We start from the raw sequence: 21,975 nt of genomic DNA, 5'->3' as shown, positions 1-21,975 counted from the left end.
CGCCGTGCGGCGGACAGGCACTCCCGCCGTGCGGCGGACAGGCACTCCCGCCGTGCGGCGGACAGGCACTCCCGCCGTGCGGCGGACAGGCACTCCCGCCGTGCGGCGGACGGGCGCTCCCGCCGCACGCACGGCTGCAACCCCGACGGTGAGCCCGACGCCGCCGGACAAGCCGCGGCCCGCCGGATCCGCGCCCGGCGCCCGCGGCCCGCGCCTGGCGACCCGCGGCCCGCGCCCCGCCGAAACAGCCGCGGCCAGTCGAAACAGCCGCCGCCCCGCCGAAACCGCCGCGGCCCCGCCGAAACCGCCGCCGCCCCGTGTGGGCCTACGCGGGACCCGCGACCGCCGCCACCGGCTTCTTCACCGGCGTGCCCGAGCCGTCACGGCGCGGGTCCGGCTCGGGCAGCTCCACCGGGGAGCCGTCCGCCGCGCAGGCGCGCGCCGGGGCCGGGCCCGCCCAGGCCAGCGCCAAGCCGTTCTCGCCGCGCAGGAACCGCTGGCAGCGCACACCGCCGGTGGCCCGGCCCTTGCGCGGATACTGGTCGAACGGGGTCAGCTTGGCCGTGGTCTGGGCGGCCCCGGCCAGTGTGCCCTCGGCGCGGGCCACCGTGAGTACCAGCGCGTCGACCGCCGGATCCACCGCGGTGAACGAGACCACCTTCGCGCCCGCCGACAGCTTGATCCCGGCCATACCGCCCGCCGGGCGGCCCTGCGGCCGCACCTGACCGGCCGGGTAGCGCAGCAACTGCGCGTCGTCGGTGATGAAGACCAGATCCTCCTCACCGGTGCGCAGCTCGGCGGCGCCGACCACGCGGTCGCCGTCCTTCAGCCCGATGACCTCGAACTCGTCCTTGTTCGCTGGGAAGTCGGGAACGACCCGCTTGACGATGCCCTGCTCGGTACCGAGCGCCAGCCCGGGCGAGGACTCGTCCAGCGTCGACAGACACAGCACGCGCTCGTCCTCCGCGAGCGACACGAACTCGGAAACGGCCGCCCCGCCCGCCAGGTTGGGTGCCGAGGAGCCTTCCGGCAGCGCCGGAAGGTCGACCACGGACAGTCTCAGCAGCCGTCCCGCCGAGGTCACCACGCCCACGTCGCCACGGGTGGTGGCGGGCACCGCGGAGACGATCACGTCGTGCTTGGCGCGCTTTCCGTCCCCGACCGCCAGCGGCTCGCCGCCCGCCGTACGGGCCAGCAGCCCGGTGGCGGACAGCAGCACCCGGCACGGGTCGTCGGAGACCTCCAGCGGCATCGCCGAGACCGGGGCGCCCGCCGACTCCTCGAGCACCGTGCGCCGCGGGGTGCCGTACTTCTTGGCGACCGCGGCCAGTTCGGTGGAGACCAGCTTGCGCAGTTCCGTGTCCGATTCCAGGATCCGCGTCAACTCCGCGATCTCGGCGGTCAGTTTGTCCCGCTCGGCCTCCAGCTCCAGCCGGTCGAACTTGGTCAGGCGGCGCAGCGGGGTGTCCAGGATGTACTGGGTCTGCGTCTCGGACAGCGAGAAGCGCTCCATCAGACGCTGCTTGGCCTCCGCGGAGTTCTCACTGGAGCGGATGAGCTGGATCACCTCGTCGATGTCGACCAGCGCCACCAGCAGGCCCTCGACCAGGTGCAGCCGGTCCCTGCGCTTGGTGCGGCGGAACTCGCTGCGCCGCCGGACCACGTCGAAGCGGTGGTCGACGTAGACCTCCAGCAGCTCCTTCAGGCCCAGGGTGAGCGGCTGGCCGTCGACCAGCGCCACGTTGTTGATGCCGAAGGAGTCCTCCATCGGCGTCAACTTGTAGAGCTGCTCGAGTACCGCTTCCGGGTTGAATCCGTTCTTCACCTCGATGACCAGGCGCAGTCCGTGCTGCCGGTCGGTGAGGTCCTTCACGTCGGCGATGCCCTGGAGCTTCTTCGCGCCGACCAGGTCCTTGATCTTGGCGATCACCTTCTCCGGGCCGACGGTGAAGGGCAGTTCGGTGACGACGATGCCCTTGCGGCGCGCCGTGACGTTCTCGATCGTGGCCGTGGAGCGGATCTTGAACGTGCCGCGTCCGGTCTCGTACGCGTCACGGATGCCGGACAGGCCCACCACCCGGCCGCCGGTGGGCAGATCGGGACCGGGGACGAACCGCATCAGGGTTTCGAGGTCCGCGTTCGGGTGCTTGATCAGGTGGCGGGCGGCGGCGATCACCTCGCCGAGGTTGTGCGGCGGCATGTTGGTGGCCATGCCGACGGCGATCCCGGAGGCGCCGTTGACCAGCAGGTTGGGGAACGCGGCGGGCAGCGCGACGGGCTCTCGCTCCTGCCCGTCGTAGTTGGGCGCGAAGTCGACCGTGTCCTCGTCGATGGACTCGGTCATCAGCACCGCGGCCGGGTCCATCCGCGACTCGGTGTACCGCATCGCGGCGGGCGGGTCGTCGTTGCCCAGCGAGCCGAAGTTGCCGTGGCCGTCGACCATCGGCATCCGCATGGAGAAGTCCTGCGCCATGCGGACCAGCGCGTCGTAGATGGAGGCGTCACCGTGCGGGTGCAGCTTTCCCATCACCTCGCCGACGACCCGCGCGCACTTGACGTACCCGCGCTCGGGGCGCAGGCCCATCTCGTTCATCTGGTAGATGATCCGGCGCTGCACCGGCTTGAGCCCGTCCCGGGCGTCCGGCAGTGCGCGTGAGTAGATGACCGAGTACGCGTACTCCAGGTAGGAGCCCTGCATCTCGTCGACGACGTCGATGTCGAGGATGCGCTCCTCGAAATCGTCCGGAGGCGTGGTCTTCGTGCTGCGGCGGGCCATCGCGCGGCTGCTCCTTGGGCGGACCTGGTCGGGTTCTGTCGGCTCCATTGTGGACCGCCCCACTGACAGCGCGGACCAGGACCCGTCCCGACCGCCTCCGCCAGCCCCACGACACCCCAGCGGGAAGGCCGGGAACTTCGCCCCCTGTCCGTGCGCTTGCCTAGAGTGGGGACGATCGACAACGCGACCGGAAGGACTTCTCGCCCATGGCTCACACGGCCTCGCCGGAGGCACAACCCGGCGGCCTGACAGCGACGGAGCACCGCCTGGCCAACGGGCTGCGCGTGGTGCTCTCCGAGGACCACCTCACGCCGGTCGCCGCGATCTGCCTCTGGTACGACGTCGGCTCGCGCCACGAGGTCGCGGGCCGCACCGGACTCGCCCATCTCTTCGAGCACTTGATGTTCCAGGGCTCCGCCCAGGTGCCGGGCAACGGCCACTTCGAGCTGGTGCAGGGCGCGGGGGGCTCGCTCAACGGCACCACCAGCTTCGAGCGCACCAACTACTTCGAGACCATGCCCGCCCACCAGGTGGAGCTGGCGCTGTGGCTGGAGGCCGACCGGATGGGCAGCCTGCTCACCGCGCTCGACCAGCAGAGCCTGGACAACCAGCGCGACGTGGTCAAGAACGAGCGCCGCCAGCGGTACGACAACGTCCCCTACGGCACCGCGTTCGAGCGGCTGACGGCCATGTCCTACCCGGAGGGCCACCCGTACCACCACACGCCGATCGGCTCGATGGCGGACCTGGACGCGGCCTCGCTGGAGGACGCCCAGCAGTTCTTCCGCACCTACTACGCGCCGAACAACGCGGTGCTGGCCGTCGTCGGCGACATCGACCCGGAGCAGACGCTGCGCTGGATCGAGAAGTACTTCGGATCCATCCCGGCGCACGACGGCAAGCCCGCCCCGCGCGACGGCTCGCTGCCCCACCTGATCGGCGGGGAACTGCGCGAAGTGGTCCAGGAGGACGTGCCGTCCCGCGCCCTGATGGCCGCCTACCGGCTGCCGCACGACGGCACCCGTGAGGCGGACGCCGCCGACCTGGCGCTGACCGTCCTCGGTGGCGGCGAGTCCTCCCGGCTGCACAACCGGCTGGTGCGGCACGACCGCACCGCGGTCGGTGCGGGCTTCGGCCTGCTGCGGCTGGCCGGTGCACCCTCGCTCGGCTGGCTGGACGTGAAGGCGTCCAGCGGCGCCGAGGTGGCCGACATCGAGGCCGCCGTCGACGAGGAGCTGGCCCGGTTCGCCGAACAGGGGCCGACGCCCGAGGAGATGGAGCGCGCCCAGGCGCAACTGGAGCGCGAATGGCTGGACCGGCTGGCCACCGTCGGCGGTCGCGCCGACGAACTGTGCCGCTACGCCGTGCTGTTCGGTGATCCGCAACTGGCACTGACCGCTGTGCGGCGGGTGCTCGAGGTGACCCCCGAGGAGGTCAAGGCGGTGGCCGCGGCGCGGCTGCGCCCGGACAACCGGGCGGTACTGATCTACGAACCGACCGGGCGCGAGGGCGCCCCGGAGGGACCCGAGGGCCCGACCGTCGGTCCCGTCGAGGAAGACGGCGAGGAAGCCCGATGACCAACGCCACCCAGTCCACCATGACGTTCCACCCGCAGCCGCAGGGCGGCCAGGCCAAGCCGTGGGCCTTCCCGGCCCCCGAGCGCGGCGCGCTGCCCAACGGCCTGACGGTGCTGCACTGCCACCGGCCCGGCCAGAAGGTGATCGCGGTCGAGGTGCTGCTGGACGCCCCGCTGGACGCCGAGCCCGCCGGTCTGGACGGCGTGGCCACCATCATGGCCAGGGCGTTCTCCGAGGGCACCGACACCCTCACCGCGGAGGAGTTCGCGGCCGAACTGGAGCGCTGCGGCGCCACGTTGGACGCGCACGCCGACCACCCGGGGGTACGGGTACAGCTCGAAGTACCGGCGTCCCGGCTGGAGAAGGCGCTCGGCCTGCTGGCCGACGCGCTGCGCGCGCCCGCCTTCCCCGACAGCGAGGTCGACCGGCTGGTGAAGAACCGGCTGGACGAGATCCCGCACGAGATGGCCAACCCGGCCCGCCGCGCCGCGGTCGCGCTGTCCGGCGAGCTGTTCCCGGCCGACTCCCGGATGTCCCGTCCACGGCAGGGCACCGAGGAGACGGTGGCCAACATCGACTCCGCGGCGGTGCGCGCCTTTTACACCGCACACGTCCGCCCGGCCACCGCGACCGCCGTCATCGTCGGCGATCTGACCGGAATCGATCTTGACGCGGTGCTCGCCAGGACACTCGGCGCCTGGAGCGGTGCCGCCGCGGCGCTCCGCCGGATGCCGCCGATCACCGCGGACGACACCGCCCGGGTGGTGATCGTGGACCGGCCGGGCGCGGTGCAGACCCAGATGCTCATCGGCCGCATCGGACCGGACCGGCACGACATGGTGTGGCCCGCGCAGGTGCTCGGCACGTACTGCCTGGGCGGCACGTTGACCTCGCGGCTCGACCGGGTGCTGCGCGAGGAGAAGGGCTACACCTACGGGGTGCGGGCTTTCGGCCAGGTGCTGCGCTCGGCGCCGGACGGATCGGGCGCCTCGCTGCTGGCGATCAGTGGTTCGGTCGCCACCGATGTGACGGCTCCGGCGCTCGCCGACACCTGGCAGGTGCTGCGCACCCTCGCCAAGGACGGGCTGACCGACGAGGAGCGGGACGTGGCGGTGCAGAACCTGGTCGGGGTGGCGCCGTTGAAGTACGAGACCGCCGCCGCGGTCGCCGACACCCTCGCGGACCAGGTCGAGCAGTACCTGCCGGACGACTTCCAGGCCCGGCTGTACGAGCGGCTGGCCGCGACCGGCACGGTGGAGGCGACGGCCGCCGCGGTCAACGCCTTCGCACCGGACCGCCTGGTGGTGGTGCTGGTCGGCGACGCTTCGGTGATCGAGGCTCCGGTACGGGAGTTGGGCATCGGCCCGGTCTGCGTGATCCGCGGCTAGCGCCGCTTGGCGCACCCGCCGTCCGACCTGCCCCGAGGGTGCGGGACGGCGGGTGCGAGAATTCGCCGAATTCATCCCGGCCGCCGGTGCCGCCGCCACTGTGGAATACAGTTTGGGAATGGTGACCGGCAAAACGCGATCGGAAGTGGACGGTACCGGTGAGGCGGTGCGGCGTATTTCCGCGCGCACGGTGTGCTCCGCGATCCGGGACGACATCGTCAGCGGGTTCTTCGCTCCCGGCGGCCGGCTGACCGAGGAGTTGCTGGCCAAGCGGTACGGGGTGTCCCGGGTGCCGGTGCGCGAGGCGCTGCGCACCCTGGAGTCGGAGGGCTTCGTGCGCACCCGCAGGCATGTGGGCGCCACCGTGGCCGAGCCCACCGAGCAGGAGGCGGGCGACCTGCTGGAAATGCGGGCGCTGCTTGAGCCGTTGGGCGCCGCGCGGGCCGCTCAGCGGCGTACCCAGCAGCAACTGCGGGTGCTGAGTGGGCTGGTGCGGCTGGGGCAGGAGCGTTGCAGGGAAGGGCAGTTGTCGGATCTGCCCGCGCTGGACGGCTGGTTCCACGAGACGCTGGCCCAGGCCTCCGGCAGCCCTGGACTCGCCTCGCTGCTCACCCAGTTACGGCGGAAGATCTCCTGGATGTACGCGGTGGAGCAGGCCGGGCGGGCCGCCTCCGGTTGGGAGGAGCACGCGGCGATCACCGACGCGGTGGCCCGTCGCGACGCGGCGCGGGCGCGCGAGACGGCCGCCGCGCACGTGGCCGGGGCGGCCGCCGCGCTCCGGCTGAAACGCGCTGTACACACAGGACGCGATCGCATTTAACAATCGTCCCGTATACAACTTCTGGGGAATTGCGCGACCGATGGTTTCCGGCTGCTTTCCGGTTTCCCCGTGGATATGCGAAGGGCGGTGCCGGGTATCCGAACGGATACCCGGCACCGCCGCGCCGCGCATTGGGCGGGGAAAATCTCAGACGGTTTCCGGCAGCTCGTCCAGGCCCTCGGCGACCAGCTTGGACAACCGGTCCAACGCCGCCTCCGCGCCCTCGGCGTCGGAGGCCAGCACGATCTCCTCGCCGCCCTGCGCGCCCAGCCCGAGCACGGCGAGCATGGAGGCGGCGTTGACCGGGGTGCCGTCGGCCTTGGCGATCGTGATCGGCACGCCGGCGGCGGTCGCGGCGCGGACGAAGATCGACGCGGGGCGGGCGTGCAGGCCCTCGGCCCAACCGACGTTGACGCGGCGCTCAGCCATGGTTCAACCCTTCTGATGACTCCGGTTGTCTAGACCAGTTAACCACGGCCGTGCGGATGCCGGACGCCTCCCCGGCGCGCCGTCTTCCCGATCGCCGGCCGCGGCGGCGCCGAACCGGGCCGATCGGCCTACCCTTGCGCCCATGGAGACCTCGCACACCCCGGCCTACCCCGTCCACTGGGAGGCGGACGTGGTGCTGCGCGACGGGGGGATCGCCCACATCCGGCCCATCACACCCGACGACGCACAGCGGCTGGTCAGCTTCTACGAGCAGGTTTCCGACGAGTCGAAGTACTACCGCTTCTTCGCCCCCTACCCCCGGCTTTCCGACCGGGACGTGCACCGCTTCACCCACCACGACTACGTCGACCGGGTGGGCCTGGCGGCCACGGTGGGCGGCGAGTTCATCGCCACCGTCCGCTACGACCGGCTGGACGACGGCGTGGCCGAGGTGGCGTTCCTGGTCCAGGACGCCCACCAGGGCCGAGGCGTCGCCTCCGCGCTGCTGGAGCACATCGCGGCGGTCGCCCGGGAGAACGGCATCCGCCGCTTCGACGCCGAAGTGCTGCCCGCCAACCGGAAGATGATCAAAGTCTTCACGGACGCGGGCTACACCGCCGAGCGCAGCTTCACCGACGGCGTGGTCCGCCTGGAACTCGACCTGGAGCCCACCGAGGCGTCGGTCGCGGTGATGCGCGCCCGCGAGCAGCGCGCCGAGGCCCGCTCCGTGCAGCGGCTGCTGGCCCCCCGCGCGGTCGCCGTGGTCGGCACCGGGCGGGCCGAGGGCGGGGTCGGCCGCGGCCTGTTGCGCAACCTGCTCGCCGCGGGCTTCACCGGCCGCCTGTACGCCGTCAACCGCAACTTCCCGCAGGGCATGGACACCCTGGAACCGGAAGGCGTCCCCGCGTACCGCTCGGTGGCCGCCATCGGCCAGCCGGTGGACCTGGCGGTCCTGGCGGTGCCCGCCCAGGCGGTGCCGGAGGCCGTGGCGGACTGCGGGGTACGCGGAGTGCAGGGACTGCTGGTGGTGGCAGGCGGCTACGCCGAGTCCGGCCCCGAGGGACGGGACCGGCAGCGCGCCCTGGTCCGCCAGGCCCGCTCCTACGGGATGCGGGTCATCGGGCCGAACGCGTTCGGCCTGCTCAACACCGCCCCCGCGGTACGGCTGAACGCGACCCTGTCACCGGAGGCGCCCGCCGCCGGGCGGCTGGGGCTGTTCACCCAGTCCGGCGCCATCGGCATCGCCCTGCTGTCCGGACTGCACCGGCGCGGCGCCGGACTCGGCGGCGTCTCCACCTTCGTCTCGGCGGGCAACCGCGCCGACGTGTCCGGAAACGACCTGCTCCAGTACTGGCACGACGACCCGGACACCGACGTGGCGCTGATGTACCTGGAATCCATCGGCAACCCGCGCAAGTTCACCCGGCTGGCGCGCCGCACCGCCGCCGTCAAACCCGTCGTCGTGGTCAAGGGCGCCCGGCACTCCGGCGCCCTTCCGTCCGGCCACACCGTCCCCGTCACCCGCATCCCGGACACCACCGTCTCAGCGCTGCTGCGGCAGGCCGGGATCATCCGGGTCGACACGGTGACCGAACTCCTGGACACCGGAGTGCTGTTGGCGCACCAGCCGCTGCCAGCGGGCGACCGGGTCGCCATCCTCGGCAACTCCGAGTCGCTGGGCCTGCTCGCCTACGACGCCTGCCTGAGCGCCGGACTGCGCCCGGCGCCACCGCGCGACCTGACCACCGCCGCCGCACCCGGGGACTTCCACGGCGCACTGACCCAGGCCCTGGCCGCCGACGACGTGGACGCCGTCGTGGTCACCGCCATCCCACGGGTCGGCGCGGTCGACGCCGACGACCCGGACTCGGGCGACGACCCGGCGCTGGCGGCGGCGCTGCGCACCGCCGCAGGGGGCGCGGGCAAGCCGGTGGCCGTGGTCCAGCTCGCCCTGGACCGGCTCGCCGACCGGCTGGGCGGGGCAGCGCCCCAGGGCACACCCGCCGCACCCCGGATCCCCGCCTACCCGGCCGCCGAGCGGGCGGTACGGGCACTGGCCGAGGCGGTGCGCTACGCACGCTGGCGCCGGGAGGACGCGATCCCCGGCCGGGTGCCCGAACTCGACGGCATCGACGAGGCGGCGGCCAGGGCGGACGTCGACCGGCTGCTGGATGCCACCGAGCCCGCGGGCGGCCGGGGCGTCACCCTGGACGACGCGGTCGGGCGCGCGCTGCTCGGCCGGTACGGCATCGAGGTACGGGCCGCGCTGCCCGCCCCCGACGCCGACGGCGCGGTCGAGGCGGCCCGGCTGCTGGGCTACCCGGTGGCGCTCAAGGCCACCGCCCCCCACCTGCGGCACCGCGCCGACCTCGGCGGGGTCCGGCTCGACCTCGCCGGGGAGGGCGAACTGCGGCGCGCCTACCAGGAGTTGACCCGGCGGCTGGGACGACCCGAGGAGGTGCTGCCGGTGGTGCAGTCCATGGCGCCGCGCGGCGTCGACACCGTGGTGCGGGCCGCCGTGGACCCGGCCGCTGGTTCGGTGCTCTCCTTCGGCCTCGCGGGCGCCGCCTCCGAGCTGCTCGGTGACCTCGCGCACCATCTGGTGCCGGTCACCGACCGGGACGCCGCTCAGCTGGTGCGCGGCATCAAGGCGGCGCCCATGCTGTTCGGCTGGCGCGGCGCGGAGCCCGCCGACACCGCCGCCCTGGAGGAGACGCTGCTGCGGGTCTCCCGGCTGGTCGACGACCTGCCCGAGGTGGTCTCGGTACACCTCGAACCCGTCGTCGTGGCCAGCCGCGGGCTCGGGGTCAGCGTGCTCGGCGCGACGGTACGGCTGGCGCACCCCCCGGCCCGTACCGACCTGGGGCCGCGCGCACTGTCGTCTCTGTGACGGTGCGGCCGACACTAAGATGGTGGCCATGGCGAAGACCGGTACGACGACTCAGGGGCTGCGCGCGGCGATCGAGCGCAGCGGCTACTACCCGGCGCTCGTGGCGGAGGCCGTGGAGGCCTCGGTCGGCGGGGAACCGGTGGTGGCGTACCTGGTCAACCAGGAAACCACGTTCGACGCCAACGAGGTGCGACGCCACGTCACCGTCCTCGTCCTGACCCCCACCCGCTTCCTGGTCAGCCACACCGACGAACAGGGCGCCGACGACAGCTCGCCCACCCCGTACGCCACCACCTCCACCGAGTCGGTGAAGATAGGCCGGATCTCGTCCGTGGTGGTCAGCCGGGTGGTGGCCAACCCCGAGTCGTACACCCCCGGCACGCTGCCACGCGAGGTGGTGCTCACCATAGGGTGGGGCGCCGTCAGCCGTCTGGATCTGGAGCCCGCCGCCTGCGGCGACCCCAACTGCGACGCGGACCACGGCTTCACCGGGTCCTCCACCGCCGACGACCTCTCGCTGCGGGTCAGCGAGGCGGGCGACGGACCGGAGGCGGTGCGCCAGACGCTCGCCTTCGCCCAGGCGCTTTCCGAGGCCACCGCCGCCACCAGTGCGGCGCAGCGCTGATGGCGCAGCCCGCCGCGACCGGCCAGCACGGTTACCCCGCGCCGCTCGACATCCGTACCGCCCCCGCACCCCGTTACGGCACGGCCGCCCTCGCCGACCTGCTGCCCGCACTGGCCCGCGGCCTTTCGGTGCCCGGCGTCCCGGCCACCGCCCTGGAGCTGACGCCCGCCGACCGGGTGTGCGTCTTCCTGGTGGACGGCATGGGCTGGGAGCTGCTGAAGGCCCACCCGGACGAGGCGCCCTTCCTGACCTCGCTGCTCGGCACCTCGCTGGGCGGCTCCGGAACGCCGCTCACCGCCGGTTTCCCGTCCACCACCGCCACCTCGCTGGCGTCGGTGGGCACCGGACTGCCCCCGGGCGCCCACGGCCTGGCCGGGTACACGGTCGCCGTACCCGGACAGCACCAGCTGATGAACCAGTTGCGCTGGCAGCCGTGGACCGACCCGTACCAGTGGCAGCCGTACCCCACGGTCTTCCAGCTCAGCGACGCCGCCGGGGTCGCCACCTGCCAGGTCTCCGCACCGGCGTTTGAGCACACCCCGCTGACCCAGATCGCGCTGTCCGGCGGAACGTTCCACGGCAGGCTCACCGGTGAGGAGCGGATGGACCTCGCCGCCGACCGGCTGGCCGCCGCGGACCGTGCGCTGGTCTACACGTACTACAGCGAACTCGACGGCATGGGGCACCGGCACGGTGTCGACTCCGACGCCTGGCGCGGCCAGTTGATGATGGTCGACCGCCTGGCGCAGCGGCTCGCCGAGCAACTCCCGCCGCGCTCCGCGCTGTACATCACCGCCGACCACGGAATGGTCGACATCCCCTTCGACCCCGAGTCGCGGATCGACTTCGACGAGGACTGGGAGCTGCGCGCGGGCGTCGAGCTGCTCGGCGGCGAGGCACGCGCCCGCCATGTCTACGCGGTGCCGGGCGCCGCCGCCGATGTGCACGCGGTGTGGAGCGAGGTGCTCGGCGACCGGATGTGGGTGGCCACCCGTGAACAGGCCATCGCCGCCGGGTGGTTCGGGCCGCGCGTCGACGAGCGGGTGCACGGCCGGATCGGCGACGTGGTGGCGGTGGCCCGGGACGACATCGCGGTGGTCGCCACCCGCAACGAGCCCGGGGAGTCCTCGATGGTCGGCCTGCACGGCTCGCTCGCGCCGGTGGAACAGCTCGTACCGCTCCTCGAAGTCCGCTCCTGATCCGGCGCCTCCCACCACGCGGACGGGGGCCGGGTCGGCTTCCCGCCAGGCCTCCTGCCCAGGCTCCGCCGACCCCTGCCAACCTCCTCTTCTCGAAAGGCTCGTGGCTGCTCCATGTCCGAACTGGTGTATTTCTGCGGGACCATGGACTGCGGCAAGAGCACGCTCGCGCTGCAGATCGAGCACAACCGCTCGGCGCGCGGTCTTGAGGGACTGATCTTCACCCGTGACGACCGCGCGGGCGCAGGGGTGCTCTCCTCCCGTCTGGGGCTGTCCACCAAGGCGGTTGAGGCCACCGACGACCTCGATTTCTACGGCTACGTGGTGGGTCGGCTGTCCGGCGGCGGGCGCGTCGACTACGTGATAGCCGACGAGGCGCAGTTCTTCACCCCCGAGCAGGTCGACCAACTCGCCCGGGTGGTGGACGACTTGGAGCTGGACGTCTACGCGTTCGGCATCGCCACCGACTTCCGCACCCGGCTCTTCCCGGGATCGCAGCGGTTGATGGAGCTCGCCGACCGGATCGAGGTGCTCCAGGTCGAGGCGCTGTGCTGGTGCGGCGCCCGGGCCACCCACAACGCCCGCACCGTGGACGGCCGGATGGTGGTGGAGGGCGCCCAGGTCGTGGTGGGCGATGTCAACCAGGCGTGCGGCGAGGTGGGTTACGAGGTGCTGTGCCGCCGTCACCACATTCGCCGGATGACGGCCGCCACGGCCCGCGCGGCGGCGTTGTCGCCGGACGTGCTGCCCGTGGAACAGGCGTAGCAGACCTCGGCGTTGGCGGGCGCGGCGGGCTCGGTGCCGCAGTACACGACACGGGCCAGCCTTACGGTTCGGTGGTCCTCACCACCGAGAACCACGCGCCCTGCGGGTCCTCGACGGTGGCCAGGCGGCCGTACGCCGCGTCGTGCGGGCCGCGCAGCACCCGTCCGCCCAACTCCACCACGCGGCGCGCCGCCTCGTCGGTGTCCGCCACCGCGAAGTAGGTCATCCAGTGCGGTCCGCGGTCGCGTGGCACCGCCTGGCCGACGCCGTGGATCCCGGCCACCGGACGGCCTTCCAGCAACAGTGTCGACCGGTCCAGGTCGGCGGAGACCAGGGTTCGCGACTCGTAGCCGAAGACCGCGGCGTAGAACTTGCCGACGGTGGACGACTCGCGGGTGATCAGCTCGTTCCAGGCCAGCGTCCCCGGCTCGCCCACCACCCCGACGCCCAGGTGGGTGTTGGGCTGCCAGACCCCGAACACCGCGCCGCTCGGGTCCGCGGCGATCGCCATCCGCCCCGCCTCGTCGTCGGCGTCCAACGGCCCGACGGCGACGGTGCCCCCGCAGCCGCGGATCAGTTCGCAGGTGGCGTCGGTGTCCCGCGAGCACAGGTAGGTGGTCCAGGCGACGGGCAGGTCACGGCCGACGGGACCCTCACCGATCCCGGCGACCAGGCGGCCCTCCCGTACCGCCCGGACGTACGGCCCGAAGTGCTTGGGGCCGGGCTGGAACTCCCAGTCGAACAGACTGCCGTAGAACTCCTCGGCCACGGGCAGGCTGCGCACCAACAGGCTGACCCAGCAGGGCGTGCCCTGGGGGCGCCGGGCCGATACGTCGGTCATCGGATTCTCTCCTCGCGCGACGGTTAGCGGGGGACGAGCCAGAGAAGATGCTGTCACCACTGGGCCCGTTGCGCGCCCCCACCGCGCCGCTACCGCGCCGTGCCGCACGGAGAATGACCGATTGGTCATCTCTTGTACGAGGCGCGACCGTTGCCGCCGTTCGACGGTTGGGCGCCCCGGCCGCGGGCCGGGGACAATGGCGGCATGGATGCCATCATCTCAGCGGCGGAGCTGCTCAGCGCCCTCGACGACCTGACGATCCTCGATGTGCGCTACCAGCTCGGCGGCCCGCCCGGACGGCCGCAGTACGAGGCGGGGCACATCCCCGGCGCCCGCTATGTCGACCTGGACGCCGAACTCGCCGGTCCGCCCGGGGCGCACGGCCGCCACCCGCTGCCGGACCTGGAGGTCTTCACCACCGCGATGCGCCGTGCCGGGGTGTCGGACGACCGGCCGGTCGTGGTCTACGACGGTGGGCAGGGCTGGGCGGCGGCCCGCGCCTGGTGGATGCTGCGTTGGGCCGGGCACCGGGACGTACGGGTGCTGGACGGCGGTCTGCCCGCCTGGACCGGTCCGCTGGAGACCGGCGAATCCCGGCCCGCCGGGGGCGACTTCACCGCCCGGCCGGGCGCGCTGCCGCTGCTGACCGCCGAGGACGCCGCGGCGCTGGCCAGCACCGGCGTGCTGCTCGACGCCCGGGCGGCGGAGCGGTACCGGGGTGAGGTCGAGCCGATCGACCCGGTGGCGGGGCACATCCCGGGGGCGGTGAGCGCCCCCACGGCCGAGAACATCGCCGAGGACGGCCGGTTCCGCTCACCCGACGAGCTGGTCAAGCGCTTCGCCGCCCTGGGCGTCGAGCAGGGCACCGAGGTGGGCGTCTACTGCGGCTCGGGCGTCTCAGCCGCCCAGCAGGTACTGGCCCTGGCGGTAGCGGGCATTCCGGCGGCCCTGTACGTGGGCTCCTGGAGCGAGTGGTGCCACGACCCCACCCGCCCGGTATCCACGGGCCCCACGCCGTAGCGGCCCCCAGTCACCGCCACGGCGGCACGCAATCGACCGCCCCTCGTCCTGTCCGGCCACGGCGGCGCGTTGTCCCCCTGCTCCGCCGCGACGGCGCGCAGCCACACACAAATGTGCCCGGCGGTATCGAACTATCCGCAACGCAACGGAAGATCCGCCGCCGTGGCGGGTAACGGGGCCGATGTCATGCCCCGATCCCGCCGCGACGGCGCGCAACCACACACAAACGTGCTCGGCGGTCTTGAACTACCCGCAGCCCAACGGAAGCCACCACGACGGCACGCAACCGGCCCGATACCGCCTATGCCGCCGGGGCTGCCGCGCAACCAGACGCGACCTGTCCGGCAAGCCGAACTACCCGCAGCCCAACGGAAGCCGCCACGCGGCACGCAACCGGCACCCGGTGACTAGCGCGCGCAAGGCGCGCGCTAGTCCTGCTTCTTGCGCCGACTGCCGAAGACGATCTCGTCCCAACTCGGCACCGTGGCCCGCCGTCCCGGACGCACCCCGTCCGCCTCTGCCTGGCGGTCGGTGGTGCCGACCAGCCGCTCGCGGTGACCGGCCACCGAACGCGGCATCAGCACGTCCGCGTAGGCGGAACCGGCGCCCGCGCTGGCCGCCGGTGCGGGCGGCGCCTCCTCCTCGGCCGCGGGCTCGTCCTCCTGCCCGGAGGCGGACGCCGCCTCGGAACCGGTGGACACGCCCGGCACCACCATGTCGCCGCGGAAGCTCGGCACCGCCTCCAGCAGGCTGGTCAGCGAGTCCTTGCCGTCCTCGGGGTGCTCCTCGGACTGCTCGGCGCGCTCCGCCGCCCGGTCGGCGCGGTCGATGCGCGGTGTGGCGCGGTCCAGCGGCCGGTCCCGGGGCAGCCGGGCGATGCGCGGGACGAACGGGAAGCTCGGCTCCGGCTGCTCCTGCACCGTCTCGCCGATCAGCGCCCGCGCCTCGTCGTCAACGGCCTGAACCAGTCGGCGGGGCGGATCGTATGTCCAGGTAGCCGAGTGCGGTTCACCCGCCACCCGGTAGACCAGCAGCACCTCCCAGGTGCCGTCGTCGCGCCGCCAGGAGTCCCACTGTGCGCTGTCCTTCTCCGCGCCGCGCAGCAGCAGTCGTTCGGCCACCGCCTCGCCCAACTGCGGTCCGGTGCTCTCGCCCTGTCGCCGTACCGGTGTCTTGCGGGCCCGCTCGGCCATGAACGCCCGCTCGGCCAGCACCGGTCCCTCGAACCGCCGAACGCGTTCGACGGGGATACCGGCGAGCTGCGCCACCTCCTCCGCGGAGGCGCCCGCTCGTATGCGGGCCTGGATGTCACGCGGGCGCAGATGGCTCTCGACCTCGATCTCGATCTGACCGAGGCGGGCCCTGTCGTTGCGCACGGCGGCGCGCAGCCGCTCATCGATGGGGAGGGTGTACTCCGTGTTGTCCGCAGCTTTGAGCACCAGTCGTGTGCCGTCGTTGCTGACGGCCACGACACGCAGATCGGGCATGGGGACCTCCCGGGTGGTGCCTGCCGACGTCACGTGCGTCGCTGCTCCCGATGAACGAGTGTGGCCTGCCCGACTCCGGCCTGCCACAACCTTGCCGACTTACCCGGCGTGTCGGGCACCTTCCCCAACGCGCCGTTATGGCACGGTTACCTATTCGCAACTGAAAGTGACGAGCTTCATCACTCCGCGTTACGAACTGTCGCGGATGCCGGTCCTGCTGGGCGGCGCCTGGTCGATGGCACCTTCGGGACCCCTCCCGCAGGATCCGGGCAGCCGGACGGGAAACCGGTGCACGGGCTGGCAACGGTACTCCATTCGGGCCACTTCGGTGCAGCACCGCGCCGCCGATGTTCCGGGGGAGTGGCGGGAGTTGGGCTGGACTCCGGGTGGGCGTCCGCTTTTCGGGTGGTGATGTTCACACAATCTTCAGAAATGGAACTGACGGCTTTGCTTGGCTGTCCCTCCTGTGTGCAAGGTGGATGAGACCGACAAACAAGGGACGGGGATGGATGTCAAGGCGAAAACCGGTACAGAACCTGGCAACAAGCGCATCGATCTCAGCCTGCCCCAAGTAGCCGGAAGTGGCGCCGCCGCCCTGGTGGCTGCCTACCTCGCGTCCTTTCTGGGTGTCTACGGAACGATCCTCGGCGCGGCCGTGGTCAGCGTGCTCGCCACCACCGGCGGCGCGATCTTCCAGCACCTCTTCCGCCGCACCGGTGAACAACTGCGCGACGCGACCGCCCCATTGGCCCGGTCGCAGAACCGGCGCACGAACCCCGCGGACGACGCCACCACGGTGCTCCCCGCGTACGCCAGGACGCGGGCGGATGACTCGACCGCCGTGGTGCCGAGGGCCGAGCCGGACACCGCGCTGCTGATGCCGAGGCTGCCGCACGACGAGTCGTACAACGAGTCGACCCTGCACGGCACCCGCTGGCGCGGCTGGCGCCGCTCGCTGCTGGCGGCCGGTGCCGTCTTCGGGTTGGCCATGGGAGTGTTCACCGGGATCGAACTGGCCACCGGGACCTCGCTGTCGCACACCGCGGTCGGCCAGGCGGTCCAGGGCGGCGGCACGCGCCATGCGCCGTCCACCCCCGGCCACCAGCAGAGCACGGTGCCCAGCGCCGACTCCAGCGAGCCCGGGGCAAACAGCGGTTCGATCCCGTCGCACGACCCGACGGCCGGAACCGGAACCAGTGGCTCGACGCCGTCGGAACGACCGAGCGCCACCCCGTCCCAGGGCGGCGGCGCGGTCGGCCCCAGCGCCTCGCCGTCGCAGGCCCCGTCGCCGGGACCGTCGCACGGCCCCGGCTCGGGCACCGGCGACAGCGGCGGCGCCGGTCAGGGCGCGGGCGGCGGTTCGGCCCGGCCGGGCGCTGCCCAGCAGGCCCCGGGCGGCGGCTCGGGTACCGGCGCCCAATGAGCCGCTGCTCCATGGGCGTTCACTCGCCCAGCACCCTGCGCAGGTAGTCGTTGGCGAACAGGCGCCGCGGGTCCAGCCGGTCCCGCAGCGCCTGGAACTCGGCGAACCGCGGGTAGACGCCCGCGAGGTACTCCGCGTCGCGCGAGTGCAGCTTGCCCCAGTGCGGGCGCCCCTCATGGGCGGTCATGATCCGCTCCACCGCGGTGAAGTACTCCTGGTGGCGGCTGCCCCGGTACATGTGCACCGCGACGTAGGCGGTGTCGCGGCCGGAGGCGGTGGACAGCGCGATGTCGTCAGCGGGGGCCACCCGTACCTCCACGGGGAAGCTGATCCGCAGCGCGGAGCGTTCGACCATGGCCTTCAGTTCGCGCAGCGCGCTGGTGGCCGCCTCCCGCGGAATCGCGTACTCCATCTCTATGAAGCGCACCCTGCGCGGGCTGGTGAACACCTTGTACGCGGTGTCGGTGTAGGTCCGCGCGGACAGCGCGCGGCTGGAGACCCTGGCGATGGTCGGGATGGTCGCCGGAACGGCCTTGCCCAGTGCGCAGACCGCTTGGAAGACGCCGTTGGAGAGCAACTCGTCGTCCAGCCAGCCGCGTACCGGATGCAGCGGGGCGGCCGGGCCAAGACTGCGGTTGTTGCGCTTGGTGTTGCAGTTGTCGGTGTGCGGGAACCAGTAGAACTCGAAGTGCTCGTTCTCGGCCACGAGTTGGTCGAACGAGTTCAACACCGCGTCGAACGGCATCGGTTCCTCGCGCGCGGTGAGCAGGAACGACGGCTCCACCCCGAAGGTGATCGCGCTGACCACGCCGAGCGCGCCCAGGCCGACCCGGGCGGCGGCGAACACCTCGGGGTTCTCGTCGGCTGAACAGGTCAGCACCGAGCCGTCCGCGAGGACCAGCTCAACTCCCTTGATCTGGGCGGATATCGACGCCGAGTCGCGTCCGGTGCCATGGGTTCCGGTGCTGGTGGCGCCAGCGACGGTCTGCTGCTGGATGTCTCCCATGTTGGTCAGCGACAACCCCGCGGAGTCCAGCAGCCGGTTCAACCGGTGCAGCGGCAGGCCCGCTTCGACCGTGACCGTGCCCGCCGCACGGTCCACCGCGCGCACCGCGGTCAGCCGTTCGGGACGGATCAGCAGCCCGTCGGTGGCGGCCACCGAGGTGAAGGAGTGCCCGGTGCCCACCGCCTTGACGGTCAGTCCGTCCTCACCGGCTTGGCGCACGGCGGCGGCGAGCTCGTCCACCGAGGCCGGAGAAACGATCCTGCGCGGTCGCGCGGTCACGTTCCCGGCCCAGTTACGCCACGTAGTCGTCTCGCTGGTGGTGCTCGTCGTGCTCGTCACGCTGCGGCCCCTCCCGCTCCGGCGCCGGACGCAGCCGGCGGTGCCCGAGGAACGCCGTCGCCGCGGCCAGTGCCCCGGCGGCGGCCGGTACCGCGTACCCCGCTCCGGCGCCGGACGCGTCCACGACCGACCCGGCGGCGGAGGAGCCGAGGGCCACCCCGACAGCGAGCCCGGTGCCCGTCCAGGTCATGCCCTCGGTCAGCTGCGCGCGCGGCACCAACTGCTCGACCAGCGCCATGGTGGTCACCATCGTCGGGGCGACTGACAGCCCGGCGACGAACAGCGCCACGGCCAGGACGGGCAGGTTCCCGACCAGTTGGAGGGGGATCATACTCACGGCCATCGCGCACACCCCCAAAAGGAAGCGGTGCGAAGCGCTGCCCTTGGGCCGCAGCAGCCCGAAAACCGCCCCGGCGCAACACGAGCCCAGCGCGTACACCGCCAGCACCACGCTCGCCGCCGCCTTGTTGCCCTGCTCCTGGGCGAACGCCACCGTGACCACGTCCACCGCGCCGAAGATCGCGCCGGTGGCGGTGAAGGTCGCCACCAGCACCTGGAGCCCGGGCGAGCGCAACGCCGAGCCGCCGGTGCGGTGCTCACCCGGTTGCGGCACCGGCTCGGTGCCCCGCTGGGCGGTCAGCCAGCAGACCCCGATCGCCAGGAAGAGCGCGGCCAGCAGTGGACCGGCCTCCGGGAACCAGGAGGTGCTCAGCCCGATGGACAGGATCGGCCCGAAGATGAAGCAGACCTCGTCGAGCACCGACTCGAATGAGTAGGCGGCGTGCAGTTGGGAGGCGTCGCGGTGGATCGCCGCCCAGCGCGCCCGCACCATCGCCCCCAGGCTCGGTGTGCCGCCCGCCGCCGTCACGCACACGAACAGCGCCCAGTCCGGCGCCCCGAGCCGGACGCACAGCAGCAGCGCGGCCACCGCGAGAACCGTCACCGCGGCGGCGGGCCGCAGCACCGCGCGCTGCCCGTACCGGTCGACGAGCCGGGATATCTGCGGGCCGATGGCCGCGGCGGCCAGCGCGAGCGTCGCCGTCAGCCCGCCCGCCAGCCCATAGCGGCCGTTGACCTGGGAGATCATCGTCACGATGCCGATGCCGAGCATGGACAGCGGCATCCGGCCGAGGAACCCGGCGGCCGAGAACCCCTTGGTGCCAGGGGCGGCGAATATCGCACGGTAGGGGGTGAGCACGGGTTCTCCAGCGGCTCAGTGAGCTGAGGGACGGACGGCGTAAGGCGCGTAGATGGCTTATACAGCTTACGAACTGCGCGCAAGGGGTTTTCCGGCACGATCGGCGCCCGCCTGACGTCTCGGCTGTCAGTGCCGGATGGCAGGATCGGAGCCATGGCCGATCAGCTGGACCCCAGTCCCTACGACGCCCTGCTGCTGCTGTCCTTCGGCGGCCCCGAGGGCCCCGACGACGTGGTGCCGTTCCTGGAGAACGTCACCGCCGGGCGCGGCATCCCGCGCGAGCGGCTGAAGGAGGTCGGGCAGCACTACTACCTGTTCGGCGGGGTCAGCCCGATCAACGCGCAGAACCGCGAGCTGCTGCAGGCGCTGCGCAAGGACTTCGCCGAGCACGGCCTGGACCTTCCGGTCTACTGGGGCAACCGCAACTGGGCGCCCTATCTGACCGACACCCTGCGCACCATGGCGGACGACGGCCACCGGCGCGTCCTGGTACTGGCCACCAGCGCCTACGCCTCGTACTCCGGCTGCCGCCAGTACCGCGAGAACCTCGCCGACGCGCTCGCCGCACTGGCCGCGGAGGGCCGCGAGCCGCCCCGGGTGGACAAGCTGCGGCACTACTTCAACCACCCCGGTTTCGTACGGCCGATGATCGACGCCGTGCTCGCCGCCCTCGCCGAACTGCCCTACGACGTACGGCCCGGCGCCCACCTGGCGTTCACCACGCACTCCATCCCGACCGCCGCCGCCGACACCTCGGGCCCGGTCGAGGCCCACGGCGACGGCGGCGCCTATGTCGCCGAGCACCTGGACACCGCGAAGGTGGTCGCCGACGCGGTACGGGAGGCGACGGGTGTGGAGCGGCCCTGGCGGCTCGTCTACCAGTCGCGCAGCGGCGCCCCGCACATCCCGTGGCTGGAGCCGGACATCTGCGACCACCTGGAGGCCGAACACGCCGCGGGCGCGCCCGCGGTGGTGATGGTGCCGATCGGGTTCGTCTCCGATCACATGGAGGTCAAGTACGACCTGGACACCGAAGCCGCCGCCAAGGCGGCCGAGTTGGGCCTGCCGGTCGCCCGCGCGGCCACCGTGGGCGCCGATCCCCGGTTCGCCGCCGCGGTGCGCGAACTGGTGCTGGAGCGGGCCGCGGTGGAGTGCGGCGAGACCGTACAGCGGTGCGCGCTGGGCGAGTTGGGGCCCAGCCACGACGTCTGCCCGATCGGCTGCTGCCCGGCCCGCAGCCCGCGCCCGGCCGCCGCGGGCCTTGACTGAGACCACCCGGCCCGATGCCGTACGAGAGGACCGTCGTGACAGACCTGGACCGTGAACTGCTGTCGATCGCGCTGGAGGCCGCCGAGCGCGCGGGCGCGCTGCTGCGCGACGGCAGGCCCGGCGACCTCGGGGTGGCCGCCACCAAGACCAGCCCGATCGACGTGGTGACCGAGATGGACATCGCCGCGGAGAAACTGATCACCGGCATCATCGCCGAACGGCGCCCGGACGACGGCCTGTTGGGGGAGGAGGGCGCCAGCGTCGAGGGCCGCAGCGGGGTGCGCTGGGTCATCGATCCGCTCGACGGCACCGTCAACTACCTTTACGGGCTTCCCTCTTGGGCGGTGAGCATCGCGGCGCAGCGCGACGGGCGTACCGTCGTCGGCGTGGTGGCCGCGCCGATGCGCCGGGAGACGTACCAGGCGGTGCTGGGCGGCGGCGCCCAGGTCAACGGCGCGCCGGTGCGGTGTCGTCCCGCGCCCGGGTTCGAGCAGGCGCTGATCGGCACCGGTTTCGGCTACCTCACCGAGCGCCGGGCCGCCCAGGCGGAGGTGGTGCGCGCCCTGCTGCCGCGGGTGCGGGACATCCGCCGGGGCGGGTCGGCCGCGATCGACCTGTGCGACGTGGGCTGCGGTCGGCTCGACGGCTACTACGAGCGAGGGCTGAACGCCTGGGACTACGCGGCGGGCGAGTTGTTCGCCCGGGAGGCCGGAGCGCTCACCGGGGGCAGGCCGGGCCAGCCGGCGGCCACCGAGTTGACGGTGGCCGCGCCGCCGGGGCTGTTCGAACCGCTCCAGGGGCTGCTGGACGAGCTCGGCGCCTGGCGCGACTGACCCGCGCCGGGCCGTAGCGCGACCGCGCCCCGGACTCCTCGGTGAGGCGTCCGGGGCGCGGCCTGTAGGTGATCCGGTCCCTAAAACAAA

17 protein-coding genes are annotated in these 21,975 nt (G+C 72.7%); 11 read left to right on the top strand and 6 right to left on the bottom strand.

Annotated features, from left to right (window positions below; all coding sequences use genetic code 11):
• Positions 1 to 325: 325 nt before the first annotated feature.
• A complete protein-coding gene (locus NON19_RS23045; protein ID WP_255930840.1) occupies positions 326 to 2,776 on the bottom strand; it encodes a DNA gyrase/topoisomerase IV subunit A in 2,451 nt (816 codons plus the stop codon).
• A 206-nt stretch (positions 2,777 to 2,982) separates the two neighbouring features.
• On the opposite strand from NON19_RS23045, the gene NON19_RS23040 reads away from it, so the two are divergent.
• The 3 genes from NON19_RS23040 to NON19_RS23030 all read left to right on the top strand — a co-directional run bounded on the left by NON19_RS23040 (position 2,983) and on the right by NON19_RS23030 (position 6,561).
• The gene (locus tag NON19_RS23040) at positions 2,983 to 4,353 is read left to right on the top strand and encodes a M16 family metallopeptidase (protein ID WP_255930838.1); all 1,371 of its coding nucleotides are present in this window, start codon (positions 2,983 to 2,985) and stop codon (positions 4,351 to 4,353) included.
• Positions 4,350 to 5,741, top strand: coding sequence for a M16 family metallopeptidase (locus NON19_RS23035; RefSeq protein WP_255930836.1), 1,392 nt, complete (start codon positions 4,350 to 4,352; stop codon positions 5,739 to 5,741). Before NON19_RS23040 ends, NON19_RS23035 begins: the two co-directional genes overlap by 4 nt.
• Before the next feature lie 118 nt (positions 5,742 to 5,859).
• On the top strand, positions 5,860 to 6,561 hold the full coding sequence (locus NON19_RS23030; protein WP_255930834.1) for a GntR family transcriptional regulator: 702 nt from the start codon (positions 5,860 to 5,862) through the stop codon (positions 6,559 to 6,561).
• A 147-nt stretch (positions 6,562 to 6,708) separates the two neighbouring features.
• Here NON19_RS23030 and NON19_RS23025 read toward each other — a convergent pair whose 3' ends face one another.
• Positions 6,709 to 6,990 carry an HPr family phosphocarrier protein gene (locus NON19_RS23025; protein WP_255930833.1) on the bottom strand — a complete coding sequence of 94 codons (282 nt, stop codon included), beginning with the start codon at positions 6,988 to 6,990 and terminating at the stop codon, positions 6,709 to 6,711.
• Positions 6,991 to 7,132: 142 nt separating this feature from the next.
• Here NON19_RS23025 and NON19_RS23020 point away from each other — a divergent pair, with 142 nt between their 5' ends.
• The 4 genes from NON19_RS23020 to NON19_RS23005 all read left to right on the top strand — a co-directional run bounded on the left by NON19_RS23020 (position 7,133) and on the right by NON19_RS23005 (position 12,469).
• Positions 7,133 to 9,880, top strand: a complete 2,748-nt coding sequence (locus tag NON19_RS23020) for a bifunctional acetate--CoA ligase family protein/GNAT family N-acetyltransferase (protein WP_255930831.1) — start codon at positions 7,133 to 7,135, stop codon at positions 9,878 to 9,880.
• Positions 9,881 to 9,908: 28 nt separating this feature from the next.
• Positions 9,909 to 10,505, top strand: a complete 597-nt coding sequence (locus NON19_RS23015) for a DUF5998 family protein (protein WP_255930829.1) — start codon at positions 9,909 to 9,911, stop codon at positions 10,503 to 10,505.
• Entirely contained in the window at positions 10,505 to 11,704 is a 1,200-nt protein-coding gene (locus tag NON19_RS23010; RefSeq protein ID WP_255930827.1) for an alkaline phosphatase family protein, read from the top strand. The genes NON19_RS23015 and NON19_RS23010 overlap by 1 nt, the downstream gene beginning before the upstream one ends.
• Before the next feature lie 114 nt (positions 11,705 to 11,818).
• A complete protein-coding gene (locus NON19_RS23005) occupies positions 11,819 to 12,469 on the top strand; it encodes a thymidine kinase (RefSeq protein WP_255930825.1) in 651 nt (216 codons plus the stop codon).
• A 61-nt stretch (positions 12,470 to 12,530) separates the two neighbouring features.
• Here the strand turns inward: NON19_RS23005 and NON19_RS23000 are convergent, their stop codons facing one another.
• A complete protein-coding gene (locus NON19_RS23000; protein WP_255930823.1) occupies positions 12,531 to 13,310 on the bottom strand; it encodes a VOC family protein in 780 nt (259 codons plus the stop codon).
• Between the two features lie 204 nt (positions 13,311 to 13,514).
• On the opposite strand from NON19_RS23000, the gene NON19_RS22995 reads away from it, so the two are divergent.
• A complete protein-coding gene (locus NON19_RS22995) occupies positions 13,515 to 14,330 on the top strand; it encodes a sulfurtransferase (protein ID WP_255930821.1) in 816 nt (271 codons plus the stop codon).
• 428 nt (positions 14,331 to 14,758) lie between these two features.
• Here NON19_RS22995 and sepH read toward each other — a convergent pair whose 3' ends face one another.
• Positions 14,759 to 15,850 (bottom strand): septation protein SepH, encoded by a 1,092-nt coding sequence (sepH, locus tag NON19_RS22990; protein WP_255930819.1) that lies wholly within the window; start codon positions 15,848 to 15,850, stop codon positions 14,759 to 14,761.
• A gap of 472 nt (positions 15,851 to 16,322) precedes the next feature.
• Here sepH and NON19_RS22985 point away from each other — a divergent pair, with 472 nt between their 5' ends.
• Entirely contained in the window at positions 16,323 to 17,240 is a 918-nt protein-coding gene (locus tag NON19_RS22985) for a hypothetical protein (RefSeq protein ID WP_255930817.1), read from the top strand.
• Positions 17,241 to 17,259: 19 nt separating this feature from the next.
• Here NON19_RS22985 and NON19_RS22980 read toward each other — a convergent pair whose 3' ends face one another.
• Both NON19_RS22980 and NON19_RS22975 read right to left on the bottom strand, forming a co-directional pair.
• Complete coding sequence (locus NON19_RS22980) at positions 17,260 to 18,585, bottom strand: D-arabinono-1,4-lactone oxidase (RefSeq protein WP_255930815.1); 1,326 nt, start codon at positions 18,583 to 18,585, stop codon at positions 17,260 to 17,262.
• A complete protein-coding gene (locus NON19_RS22975; RefSeq protein ID WP_255930813.1) occupies positions 18,539 to 19,783 on the bottom strand; it encodes an MFS transporter in 1,245 nt (414 codons plus the stop codon). The genes NON19_RS22980 and NON19_RS22975 overlap by 47 nt, the downstream gene beginning before the upstream one ends.
• 153 nt (positions 19,784 to 19,936) lie before the next feature.
• Between NON19_RS22975 and NON19_RS22970 the strand changes: the two genes are divergently transcribed.
• Together NON19_RS22970 and NON19_RS22965 are read left to right on the top strand one after the other, a co-directional pair.
• The gene (locus NON19_RS22970; RefSeq protein ID WP_255930811.1) at positions 19,937 to 21,052 is read left to right on the top strand and encodes a ferrochelatase; all 1,116 of its coding nucleotides are present in this window, start codon (positions 19,937 to 19,939) and stop codon (positions 21,050 to 21,052) included.
• Positions 21,053 to 21,087: 35 nt separating this feature from the next.
• Complete coding sequence (locus tag NON19_RS22965; RefSeq protein ID WP_255930810.1) at positions 21,088 to 21,885, top strand: inositol monophosphatase family protein; 798 nt, start codon at positions 21,088 to 21,090, stop codon at positions 21,883 to 21,885.
• Positions 21,886 to 21,975: the final 90 nt, after the last annotated feature.

Source organism: Streptantibioticus rubrisoli (genome assembly GCF_024436055.1).
Classification (GTDB): domain Bacteria; phylum Actinomycetota; class Actinomycetes; order Streptomycetales; family Streptomycetaceae; genus Streptantibioticus_A; species Streptantibioticus_A rubrisoli.
The sequence above is the reverse complement of the archived record's forward strand: the minus strand, read 5'-3'. Positions and strand labels throughout refer to the sequence as shown.

Excerpts from the sequence above, each read along its gene's own strand:
- NON19_RS23020 (WP_255930831.1), top strand. The coding sequence starts at position 7,133 with ATGGAGACCTCGCACACCCCGGCCTACCCCGTCCACTGGGAGGCGGAC.
- NON19_RS22970 (WP_255930811.1), top strand. The coding sequence starts at position 19,937 with ATGGCCGATCAGCTGGACCCCAGTCCCTACGACGCCCTGCTGCTGCTG.
- NON19_RS22985 (WP_255930817.1), top strand. The coding sequence starts at position 16,323 with ATGGATGTCAAGGCGAAAACCGGTACAGAACCTGGCAACAAGCGCATC.
- NON19_RS23010 (WP_255930827.1), top strand. The coding sequence starts at position 10,505 with ATGGCGCAGCCCGCCGCGACCGGCCAGCACGGTTACCCCGCGCCGCTC.
- NON19_RS23000 (WP_255930823.1), bottom strand. The coding sequence starts at position 13,310 with ATGACCGACGTATCGGCCCGGCGCCCCCAGGGCACGCCCTGCTGGGTC.
- NON19_RS23015 (WP_255930829.1), top strand. The coding sequence starts at position 9,909 with ATGGCGAAGACCGGTACGACGACTCAGGGGCTGCGCGCGGCGATCGAG.
- NON19_RS23025 (WP_255930833.1), bottom strand. The coding sequence starts at position 6,990 with ATGGCTGAGCGCCGCGTCAACGTCGGTTGGGCCGAGGGCCTGCACGCC.
- NON19_RS23005 (WP_255930825.1), top strand. The coding sequence starts at position 11,819 with ATGTCCGAACTGGTGTATTTCTGCGGGACCATGGACTGCGGCAAGAGC.
- NON19_RS23045 (WP_255930840.1), bottom strand. The coding sequence starts at position 2,776 with ATGGCCCGCCGCAGCACGAAGACCACGCCTCCGGACGATTTCGAGGAG.
- NON19_RS22995 (WP_255930821.1), top strand. The coding sequence starts at position 13,515 with ATGGATGCCATCATCTCAGCGGCGGAGCTGCTCAGCGCCCTCGACGAC.
- NON19_RS23030 (WP_255930834.1), top strand. The coding sequence starts at position 5,860 with ATGGTGACCGGCAAAACGCGATCGGAAGTGGACGGTACCGGTGAGGCG.
- NON19_RS23040 (WP_255930838.1), top strand. The coding sequence starts at position 2,983 with ATGGCTCACACGGCCTCGCCGGAGGCACAACCCGGCGGCCTGACAGCG.
- NON19_RS23035 (WP_255930836.1), top strand. The coding sequence starts at position 4,350 with ATGACCAACGCCACCCAGTCCACCATGACGTTCCACCCGCAGCCGCAG.